10 protein-coding genes are annotated in these 9,801 nt (G+C 72.7%); 9 read left to right on the forward strand and 1 reads right to left on the reverse strand.

The annotated features are described in order from the left end of the window. The first annotated feature begins 34 nt into the window (after positions 1-34). From E1285_RS40105 to E1285_RS40145, 9 genes are read left to right on the forward strand one after another with little or no spacing between them, the layout of a single operon-like run. Entirely contained in the window at positions 35-1,087 is a 1,053-nt protein-coding gene (locus tag E1285_RS40105; RefSeq protein ID WP_132159834.1) for a class I SAM-dependent methyltransferase, read from the forward strand. After that, complete coding sequence (locus E1285_RS40110) at positions 1,087-1,398, forward strand: hypothetical protein (RefSeq protein WP_132159835.1); 312 nt, start codon at positions 1,087-1,089, stop codon at positions 1,396-1,398. The genes E1285_RS40105 and E1285_RS40110 overlap by 1 nt, the downstream gene beginning before the upstream one ends. Before the next feature lie 50 nt (positions 1,399-1,448). Beyond that, a complete protein-coding gene (locus E1285_RS40115) occupies positions 1,449-2,996 on the forward strand; it encodes an ABC transporter substrate-binding protein (RefSeq protein WP_132159836.1) in 1,548 nt (515 codons plus the stop codon). 2 nt (positions 2,997-2,998) lie between these two features. Further along, positions 2,999-4,117 carry a class I SAM-dependent methyltransferase gene (locus tag E1285_RS40120; protein WP_132159837.1) on the forward strand — a complete coding sequence of 373 codons (1,119 nt, stop codon included), beginning with the start codon at positions 2,999-3,001 and terminating at the stop codon, positions 4,115-4,117. After that, complete coding sequence (locus E1285_RS40125) at positions 4,114-5,145, forward strand: ABC transporter ATP-binding protein (RefSeq protein ID WP_132159838.1); 1,032 nt, start codon at positions 4,114-4,116, stop codon at positions 5,143-5,145. The genes E1285_RS40120 and E1285_RS40125 overlap by 4 nt, the downstream gene beginning before the upstream one ends. Beyond that, entirely contained in the window at positions 5,142-6,215 is a 1,074-nt protein-coding gene (locus E1285_RS40130) for an ABC transporter ATP-binding protein (RefSeq protein WP_132159839.1), read from the forward strand. Before E1285_RS40125 ends, E1285_RS40130 begins: the two co-directional genes overlap by 4 nt. A 16-nt stretch (positions 6,216-6,231) precedes the next feature. Continuing rightward, positions 6,232-6,501 carry a hypothetical protein gene (locus tag E1285_RS40135; protein WP_132159840.1) on the forward strand — a complete coding sequence of 90 codons (270 nt, stop codon included), beginning with the start codon at positions 6,232-6,234 and terminating at the stop codon, positions 6,499-6,501. Further along, positions 6,498-7,424: an ABC transporter permease gene (locus tag E1285_RS40140; RefSeq protein WP_132159841.1), complete on the forward strand. Its 927-nt coding sequence runs from the start codon at positions 6,498-6,500 to the stop codon at positions 7,422-7,424. Before E1285_RS40135 ends, E1285_RS40140 begins: the two co-directional genes overlap by 4 nt. A 49-nt stretch (positions 7,425-7,473) precedes the next feature. Then, positions 7,474-8,379 (forward strand): ABC transporter permease, encoded by a 906-nt coding sequence (locus tag E1285_RS40145; RefSeq protein WP_165966954.1) that lies wholly within the window; start codon positions 7,474-7,476, stop codon positions 8,377-8,379. Positions 8,380-8,472: 93 nt separating this feature from the next. On the opposite strand, the gene E1285_RS40150 is transcribed toward E1285_RS40145, so the two are convergent. Next, positions 8,473-9,801 (reverse strand): FAD-binding protein (locus E1285_RS40150; RefSeq protein ID WP_132159843.1); only part of this gene is annotated, 1,329 nt, incomplete at its 5' end.

A 9,801-nucleotide genomic window follows, 5' to 3' on the forward strand; every position in this document is an offset into this window, starting at 1 on the left:
CCCCCGAACCACCCCCGATCGAAAGGAGAGTTCCATGGACGTGCCCGTGGCGCAGCGCGACCGCGCCGGCCTTGAGTTCCTCGGCTCCCTGCAGCACCACGCCGGAGGGGTGCTGCAGCCCGCAGCCGGGGCGCGGTACGCGTCGCTGGTCCCCGACCCGCCCCCGGACATCCAGGGCCGCCGCCGCTCGGTGGCCGAGTCGCTCGGCGGCTACGGCCCCTGGCTGTTCGACCGGCTGCTGACCCGCTACGTCGCCGAGGAGATCTACGTCCGGTCCATTCCCGCCGCCGAGCGGGCCCGTCCCGTCATCGAGGACTGGCTGGACGTACCGGACGACGCCCCCGGCTCGCTGACGCTCAATTCCGGCCTCGTGCCCCCGGCCTATTACAGCGCGGGTTTCCACCTGACGACCGGCGGCTGGGACGGGCATGACCTGATGGGCGTGGTCATCAGCGACCTCGGCTACAAGTACGTGCTGATGCCCGGCGGTGTCGGCGCCGTCCGCGCGGGCGAGAACCTGATGGACCAGCGCACGCAGGTCGCCCTGGAGGCGCCGCGCCGCGACTACCGGCGGGTCCTGGAGGCGGGCTGCGGCAACGGCCGGTTCGCGGCCGTCCTGTCGAGGGAGTTCCCGGACGCGCAGTACGTCGGCGTGGAGCTGTCGAAGACCCAGCTCCAGTACGCGCGGGCGCGGTCCGCGCACGAGGGGCTGTCTTGGGAGCTGATCCAGGCGGCCGCGGAGGACACCGGCCTCCCGGACGCCTCCGTCGACCTCGTCGCGATCTTCACGCTGTTCCACGAGACCCCGCCGAAGGCCACCGAGGCGATCCTCGCGGAGATGTTCCGGGTCCTGGAGCCCGGCGGCGACCTGGTCATGGGCGACATCGCCCCGTTCGAGCGCAATGACGCGTTCCGGTCGGTCGTCCTGGACTGGGAGACCGATCACCGGGGCGAGCCGTTCATGCGCTCCTTCCTGCACACCGACCTGCCGGGCCTGGTCAAGCAGGCCGGTTTCGGCGACGTCGAGGCGTACGGCCTCGGCAAGGGCGACTACCCGTGGGTCGTCAGGGCCCGCAAGGAGGCGTGATGGCGGACAAGACGGCGTACCCGGACAAGACGGCGTACCTGGAGTCCGAGCGGCTCGACGAGATCGCCCGGATGCTCACCGAGCTGGCGTCGGAGGTGTGGATCCTGCGCGACCGCACCCATGTCCTGGAGCACCTCCTCCACGAGCGCGGCTGCCTGGACGAGGGCGCGCTCGACGCGCTGCGCCCGTCCGGCGAGCTGCTGGAGCAGCTCGGCGAGGAGCGAGCGGCCTTCGTCGGCCGCGTCTTCGGCGCGATCTTGGACGCCGACACCCGGGTGCGGGCGGCTACCCCCGCCACCCCCACCGCCTGACCCCGTACGCCCCGTGCCGGGGTGATTCGAATGATCGGAAGGAGCAGCCAGTGGGCGAGAGTTCTGCTGCCATCAACGCGCTCGACCGTCGGAGCTTCCTGCGCGCCGGGTTCGCGCTCGGCGGCGCGGTGGCGGGCGCGAGCCTGCTCGGCGCCTGCGGCGGCCCCGGCGGCTCCGCGTCCGGAGGCGGCCGGAAGGCGCTGTCCATCGGGACCGTCGTCGTCGAAGAGACGCTCAACCCGATGCAGGAGCAGTACACCACGTTCCAGTTCAACGCGTTCGACTCGCTGGTGCGGCAGTTGCGCGGCGCCGGCGAGGCGGAACCGCGCCTCGCCCAGGAGTGGACGCGCAAGAGCGACACCGTGTGGCGGTTCAAGCTGAGGTCGGGCGCGACGTTCCACAACGGCGCCCCGGTGACGGCCGACGACGTGGTCTTCAGCATCACCGAGGTCCTCGCGGAGCAGTACGCGCTCGCGTCCCTGATCCCGTCGGTCAAGGAAGTCCGCAAGGTGGACGCCACCACCGTGGAGGTCGAGACCAGCAAGCCGGACCCGCTGCTGCTGAGCCGCCTCGGCCAGATCTTCGTGGTGCCCAAGAAGGAGTGGGAGAGCAAGGGCGCGGAGGGGTTCGCCAAGGCGCCGATCGGCTCGGGACCGTTCAAGATCGAGAGCTTCTCGGTCGACCGCGGCATCGAGTTCGCCGCGTTCGACGGCTTCTGGGGCACCAAGCCGAAGGCCTCGGAGATCACTCTGCGGTACTTCAGCGACCCGGGCGCGATGGCGTCCGCGCTGGAGGCCGGGCAGATCGACGCGGCGCAGAACCTCGGCGCCGAAACGATCAAGACGCTGGCGAACCACGACGATCTGACGGTCGCCACCGACTTCAGCGGCAACCAGAACATGTTCCAGCTCAACACGACCAAGGCGCCGTTCGACGACGTCCGCGTCCGGCAGGCCGCGATCAAGGCGCTCGACGTGAAGGCGCTGATCGACACCATGACCTACGGCTCCGGGGTACTGGAGGACGGGCAGCTCCCGGTCGAGGGCGTGCTCGGCTACAGCAAGGAACTCCGCCGCCCCGCGTTCGACCTGGAGGAGGCCAAGAGCCTGCTGCGGTCCGCCGGCGCGGAGGGCGCGGAGATCGAGATCTTCGGGATGTCGCTCTACAAGAAGCTGTACGAGGCGATCGGCGCCCAGCTCAAGGCCGCCGGCTTCAAGCCGAAGATCAACGCGGTCGAGGTGCCGGTCTGGGTGAAGACGTTCCGCGCCGGTTCCGACGCGCACATCTTCTACCGGGGCGCGTCCTACACGGGCATCTTCGACGCCGACCGCCCGTTCTCGCACGTCTCCTCGTCCAAGAAGCCGTTCGTCGAGGACGCCGAGTGGGACGACCTCATGTCCGCGCAGCAGACCGAACTGGACAAGGCCAAGCGCGAGCAGAAGCTCGTCGAGTGCTCGAAGCACCTGCTCGACAAGTCCTACGTCCTCTACACCTACGGCGCGCCGACGGTCGGCGCCCACCGCAAGGGCGTGACCGGGTTCGACAACAGCAACGGGCTGATGCTGCGACTCGACGGCGTCGCCAAGCAGGAGGGCTGAGCATGACCGCGGTGCCGGACGGCATGAACCCGGCCGTGGTGCTGGAGCAGCGCGGCCGCGCCGAGCTGGAGTTCCTCGCCGGGACGCGGGCCGCGCTGGCGCCGCTGCGCGAGCGCGTCCGCGCCCGCGTGGAGGCGTCGCCGCAGGCGGCCGGGTGGGGCGACGCTGGTGGTGACGGCGCTGGTGGTGACGACGGCGGTGGTGACGGCGGCGGTGACATCGTCCTGCTTCGCGAGGCGGTGTCGGCGGAGCTGGACGGGACGGCCGAGCAGTCCGTCGTCGGCGCCGCGCTGCGCTGGAACCGGCGGGTGCTCACCCCGCGCGCCGAGGACGCCTTCGCCGCGCGCCGCGACGCCCTCACCGGCTTCGCGTCCGCGCCCGCCCCCGGCGAGATCGCCGACCGGGGCGACGAGGCCGTCCCGCGCTACTGGCAGTACGAGTTCCACGGCACCCGCGGCGGGTGGGACGGCCACGAGCACATGGGGTTCGTCCACCACGAGCTGGTCTACCGGTACCTGCTGGTGCCCGCGTACGGCGACATCTTCACGCAGCGCGCGAAGGTCGCGGACGCGGCGCCGCGCGACGACTACGGCGCGATCTGCGACCTGGGCTGCGGGACGGGCCAGTACACGCTCAAGCTCGCCGAGCGGTACCCGGACGCGCGGGTCACGGGCGTGGACCTGTCGGCCGCGTCCCTGCGGTACGCGCAGCGCCGCGCCGCCGACCGCGGCCTGCGCTGGGACCTGCTGCGCGCCCCGGCCGAGGACACCGGCCTGCCCGCCGGCGGCCACGACCTGGTGACCTCGTTCATCCTGCTGCACGAGATGCCGCCGCACGCGATCGAGAAGGTGTTCGCCGAGGCGTTCCGGCTGCTGCGGCCGGGCGGCGACCTGGTGTTCTCCGACGTGGCCCCGTACCGGCGGCGCGGCGCGTACCAGGCGTGGCTGGACGACTGGGACGCCGAGCACGGCCACGAGCCGTGGTGGCGGCCCGCCGCGCAGGCGGATCTGGTGGCCGTCGCGGAGGCGGCCGGGTTCACCGATGTCCGGCAGGAGGGGATGGGGCCGGGCTCCTACCCGTGGGTGACGTTCGCGCGCCGCCCACCGGAGCCGCGGTCATGACCGGCCCGCCCAAGCCGGGCGCCGCGCTCGGGATGCGGGACGTGCGGGTGTCGCTGCCGTCCGCGAGCGGCGAGTTGCGGGTGCTGCGCGGGGTGACGTTCGGTGTCGGCCGCGGCGAGGTCGTCGCGGTCGCCGGGGAGTCGGGGTCGGGCAAGTCCACGTCCATTCTCGCGGCGCTGCGGCTGCTGCCGCCCGGTGCCCAGGTGAGCGGTTCGATCGAGTGCGCGGGCGAGGACGTGCTCGCCATGCCGAAACGCGAGCTGCGGCGGCTGCGGGCAAGCCGGGCGCGGATCGTGTTCCAGGACCCGTGGCGGGCGCTGCACCCGATGAAGCGGGTCGGGGCGCAGCTCGTCGAGTCGGCGCGCACCGCCGACCCGGAGCTGTCCGCGTCCGCCGCCCGCGAGCTGGCCCGCGAGACGCTCGGGCGCGTCGGCATCCCCGACCCGGCCGCGCGGATGCGCAGCCACCCGCACGAGATCTCCGGCGGGCAGGCCCAGCGCATCGTCATCGCGATGGCGCTCGTGGCCAGGCCGGACGTGCTGTTCTGCGACGAGCCGACCACCGCGCTGGACGTCACCACGCAGGCCCAGATCCTGGAGCTGCTGCGCGACCTCAACCGCGAGCTGGGCCTGTCCATCGTGATCGCCACCCACGACCTGGAGGTGATCGCGGACATCGCCGACCGGCTCGTCGTCATGTACGCGGGGGAGATCGTCGAGCAGGGACCGACCGCCGAGGTGCTCGCCCGGCCGCGGCACCCCTACACCTACGCGCTGCTGCGGTCCGCGCCGGGACTCGCGGGGGAGGGCCGGCTGCACGCCATCGCGGGCCGGCCGCCGTCGCCGTCCGAGGAGCCTCTCGGCTGCGCGTTCGCCGAACGCTGCCCCAGCGCGGCCGACGCGTGCGCGACCGTCCACCCGGAGGCCAGGGAGGTGGCGCCCGGACGCCTGGTGGCGTGCATCCGCGCCGAAGGCTACGGCTCCGTCGCGGCAGGGAAGCGCGCCGTCCTGACCAAGGAGCGCCCATGACCAGCGAGCGAGTGACCGGCGAGCAAGTGACCGGCGAGCAAGTGGCTGGCGACCGAGTGGCCGGGGTCGACGGGCTGGTGAAGGACTTCCGCGTGCCGGGCGGCCGCACGCTCCGCGCCGTGGACGGCGTGTCCCTGTCGATCGGGCGCGGCGAGACCCTCGGGCTCGTCGGCGAATCCGGCAGCGGCAAGTCGACGCTCGCCCGCCTGCTGATCAGGCTGGAACGTCCCACCGCCGGGAGGATCGAGTTCGAGGGCGGCGACATCACCGCGCTGCGCGGCGCCGCGCTGCGCCGCGCGGTCCGCCGCCGGATGGCGATGGTGTTCCAGAGCGCCTCGACCTCCCTGAACCCCTACCAGCGGATCGGGGACGTCCTCGCCGAGCCGCTGCGCACCCACCATCGCACCCACAAGACCGGGGACGGCGCGTCCCGCGGCCCGGCGGTCGCGGCCATGATGGAGCGGGTCGGGCTGGACCCGTCGTTCGCCGGCCGGTACCCGCACGAGCTGTCCGGCGGGCAGCGCCAGCGCGTCGGCATCGCCCGCGCGCTGATGCTCGACCCGTCGCTCATCATCGCCGACGAGCCGACCGCCTCGCTGGACGTGTCCGTCCAGGCGCAGGTGGTCAACCTGCTCCAGGACCTTCAGGGCGACCTCGGCCTCTCCTACCTGTTCATCACCCACGACCTCGGGCTCGTCCGGCACCTCGCGCACCGCGTGGCCGTCATGTACCTGGGCCGGGTGGTCGAGGTCGGGGACACCGCGCGACTGTTCGCCGAACCCCTGCACCCGTACGCCGCGACGCTGGTGTCGATGCGCCGGGACGCCGAGCACCGGATCGTCCCCTCCGGCGACATCCCCTCGCCGGTCGACCGGCCGTCCGGCTGCGTGTTCCGGTCCCGGTGCCCGATCGCGCGGGACCGCTGCGCCACCGACGTCCCGCCGCTGGAGGAGACCGCCCCGGGCCGCCTGGTGGCCTGCCACTATCCCGGCGACCTCACCCCCGGCGGCACCGACGCCCACGCCCACGCGCCCGCGGCGCCGCCGCTGGCCGCTCCCACGCTCACGTAGAAAGGCGGGTGACACCATGCCAGGATTCGCCGCCGACCGTCCGGTCTACCTGGACGGCAACGTCCCCATGGACGCGCTGTTCGACGCGCTGATGGAGGTCGCCTCCGAGGTGTGGGTGCTGCGGGACCGCTTCGCCGTCCTGGAGGAGCTGCTGAGCGAGCGCGGGTCCGTCACCCGCGAGGACATCGAGCTGCACCAGCCGGGCCCCGAGACGAGGGAACGGCTCGCGGCCGAGCGCCGCCTCTTCCTGGAGCGGCTGCTGGAGTCGGTGGCGGCGCCCCGATGATCGGTTACCTGGTCCGGCGGCTGCTGCTGGTGATCCTGGTGATCTGGGGCGTGACGACGTTCCTGTTCGTCCTGTCCCGGATGGCGGGCGACCCCGCGACGCTGCTGTCGCCGCCCGACGCGTCCGACGAGGTCCTCGCCGCCACCCGCGAACGCCTCGGCCTGGACGCGCCGCTGGCCGTGCAGTACCTCGACTCGCTGCGCGCCTCGTTCACCCTCGACTTCGGCCGGTCGTTCGCCTTCGACCAGCCCGCCTGGCAGATGGTGGTCGAACGCGTCGGCCCGAGCCTGTGGATCGTGGTCCCGGCGATCGTCCTGGCGGTGCTGCTGTCGTTCGGCATCGGCGTGGTCGCGGCGCTGCGCCCCGGGCGCCCCAGCGGACGGCTGATCATGGCCGCGACGTTCGTGACCGGAAGCATCCCGTACTTCTGGCTCGCGCTGCTGCTCGTGCTGCTGTTCGCCCTCAACCTCGGCTGGCTCCCCGCGACCGGCAACACCGGGTACGCCAGCCTGGTCGTCCCGGTGGTCGCCCTCACCGTCACCGCCGTGTCGACCAGCGCCCGGATGGCCCGCGGCCAGCTGCTCGACTCCTTCGGCGAGGGATACGTGCTGACCGCCCGCTCCAAGGGCGTCGCGCCGTGGCGGGTCCTGCTCGGCCACGCGCTCCCCGGTGCGCTGCCGCCCATGCTGGCCTGGCTCGGCATCGAGTTCTCGTTCCTGTTCAGCGCGCTGCTCGTGCTGGAGCCGCTGCTCGACTACAACGGCCTCGGCGCGCTGCTCATCCGCGGCGTGACCAACCAGGACTTCCCGCTGGTGCAGGCCAGCGTGTTCTGCGTGGCCATGCTCATCACCCTGGTCAACATCGGCGTGGACATGATCGTCCGCCTGGTGGACCCACGGCTGCGCACGAAGGCGGCGGTATGAAGGCGCAGTATGAAGGCGCAGTATGAAGGCGCAGTATGAAGGCGGCGGTATGACCATCACGAAGACGAACGTCCCCCGGCCGGCCGCCCGGAGCAGGTCGCGGGCGGTGGAGACGCTGGCGCGGGTCTGGTCGGACGCGTCCGGACGGCTGGCCCTCATCCTGCTGGGTCTGCTGGTGCTGGCCGCGCTGTTCGCGCCGATCCTGTCGCCGCACGACCCGACCGCGCAGAACCTCGCGGAGGCGAGCCGGGGCCCGTCGGGGTCGCACCTGCTCGGCACCGACACCCTGGGCCGCGACGTGTTCAGCCGGCTGCTGTACGGGCTCCGGCTCAGCATGATGATCGGGGTGCTGACCGCCACCGCCTCCGCGGTGCTCGGCCTCGTGCTCGGCCTGATCGCGGGCTACTACGAGACCACGATCGGCATGGTGCTGATGCGCCTCGCCGACATCCAGTTCGCCATCCCGTTCGTCGCGGTCGGTGTCGCTCTGGCCGCCGTCATCGGACCCGGCATCGGCGCGATGATGGCCGTCCTGGCGTTCTGGGCCTGGGTGAACTACGCGCGCACGATCGCCGACTCCGTCGCGCGGACCCGGCGGATGGAGTTCGTGACCGCCGCCCGCACCGTTGGCGTCCGCACGCCCGCGATCCTGTTCCGGCACATCGCCCCGAACGTGCTCGGCCCCGTGATCATCCTGTGGTCGACCAGCGCGGGCGTCATGGTCCTGGTGGAGAGCGCGCTGAGCATGCTGTCCCTCGGCGTGCAGCCGCCGGACTTCTCCCTCGGCGGAATGCTGGCCGACTCCCGCACCACGCTCCGGCTCGCCTGGTGGGCCACGGTCTTCCCGGGGCTGGCGATCATGCTGATCGTGGTCGCCTTCAACCTGCTGGGGGACGCGCTGCGGGACGCCTTCAACCCGTCCGTCCGCACCGAGCACGACCCCGAACTGTGGTGAGCCAGAGTTAGGCAGCGCGCGCCGCCCCTCCGTTCAGGTGGTGCCCGTTCAGGTGGTGCGTGTTCAGGAGGTGCCCGTTCAGGTGGTGCGTGTTCAGGTGGAGGCGCGGCGCGCGACGTCGTTCGCGGCGAGGTAGGCCAGCCCGAACGCCGGCAGCAGCCCGTTGCCGGGCAGGTACCCGGCCGCGCCGTGGCCGGAGATGCTCGCCGCGGCACCGCCCGCCGCGTACAGGCCGGGGATCGGACGGTCGCGGCGGTCGACGACGGCGGCGTGCTCGTCGACCAGCAGCCCGCCCTGCGTGTGGAAGAGGGCGGGCAGGACGCGCACCGCGCTGTAGCGCCCGGCCAGCGGCCGCTCCCACCGGACGCGTCCGAACGCGTCGGCGCGCTCCCCGCGTGCCGCCGACGCCGACGCCTCCAGCTCCTCGGCGAGTGCCGTGGCGGGCAGCCCGGTGACCTCCGCGAGCCCGGCCGCGTCATCGGCCCACACCATGACGCCGGACTCGACGACGTCGCGGAAGTCCTTGAACGGCAGGCACTGCTCGTAGATCGTTTCGTCGATCACGATCCAGCCGGTGCCGCCGGGACGGGCGGCGAGTTCGGCGGCGTACTCGGAGTAGCCGCGGGTCTCGTCGCCGAACCGCCGCCCGGAGGTGTCGACCAGGATCCCCCCGTGGATGATCGTCGCCCAGCCGAGCAGCGTCCCCGCGCCCGCGGCGACCGCGCCGTGCCCCTGGTAGGCGTCCAGGTAGCCGGTGGCCGCGCCGAGCCGGGCCCCGATCCGCAGCGCGTCGCCGAGCGACTGGTCGCTGCCCTGGTAGAGCGCATCGGCGATCTCCGGCAGATGCTCGGCGACCAGCTCGCCATCGGCGCCGAAGCCATTGGTCGCCAGCAGCACCGCTCCGGTGGGGATCTCCTCCTGGCTGCCGTCGGGGTAGCGCACCACCGCGCCTTGGACCGCCCCCGACTCGTCTGTCGCCACGTCCACCAGCCGGGCGGGGACGAGCATGTCGATGTTCGGGTGCCTCCGCGCCAGGCGGGCCAGGTGGTCGATCACGGTGGAGCCGTGCCGTCCCGGCACCGAGTGGCAGCGCGGGACGGAATGGCCCGGGTAGTTGAAGTCGGTGACCAGGGACAGCGGCAGCTCAAGCGAGTCGGCCATCCACTCCACGAGCGGCGCGCTGACATCGGCAAGGGTCCAGGCCAGCCGCCCGTCGGCCTGCCCGCCGGTCTTGGCCATGATGTCGTCGACGAACCGTCCCGCCGAGTCGTCGACCCCCTCGGCGGTCTGCCAGCGGGATCCCGCCCCGGGGAACATCGCCGTGGACATCGAGGTGTTGTTGCCGCGCCGGTAGTGCTCACTGGACTCGACGACCACCACGTCCAGCCCCAGCTCGGCGGCCCGCAACGCCCCGGCGAGCCC

Source organism: Actinomadura sp. 7K507, from assembly GCF_004348425.1.
Lineage (GTDB): Bacteria > Actinomycetota > Actinomycetes > Streptosporangiales > Streptosporangiaceae > Spirillospora.

What these genes read in the sequence shown, in the direction of transcription:
- E1285_RS40120 (WP_132159837.1), top strand. Translation starts at nt 2,999, where the DNA reads ATGACCGCGGTGCCGGACGGCATGAACCCGGCCGTGGTGCTGGAGCAG.
- E1285_RS40110 (WP_132159835.1), top strand. Translation starts at nt 1,087, where the DNA reads ATGGCGGACAAGACGGCGTACCCGGACAAGACGGCGTACCTGGAGTCC.
- E1285_RS40130 (WP_132159839.1), top strand. Translation starts at nt 5,142, where the DNA reads ATGACCAGCGAGCGAGTGACCGGCGAGCAAGTGACCGGCGAGCAAGTG.
- E1285_RS40125 (WP_132159838.1), top strand. Translation starts at nt 4,114, where the DNA reads ATGACCGGCCCGCCCAAGCCGGGCGCCGCGCTCGGGATGCGGGACGTG.
- E1285_RS40135 (WP_132159840.1), top strand. Translation starts at nt 6,232, where the DNA reads ATGCCAGGATTCGCCGCCGACCGTCCGGTCTACCTGGACGGCAACGTC.
- E1285_RS40105 (WP_132159834.1), top strand. Translation starts at nt 35, where the DNA reads ATGGACGTGCCCGTGGCGCAGCGCGACCGCGCCGGCCTTGAGTTCCTC.
- E1285_RS40140 (WP_132159841.1), top strand. Translation starts at nt 6,498, where the DNA reads ATGATCGGTTACCTGGTCCGGCGGCTGCTGCTGGTGATCCTGGTGATC.
- E1285_RS40145 (WP_165966954.1), top strand. Translation starts at nt 7,474, where the DNA reads ATGACCATCACGAAGACGAACGTCCCCCGGCCGGCCGCCCGGAGCAGG.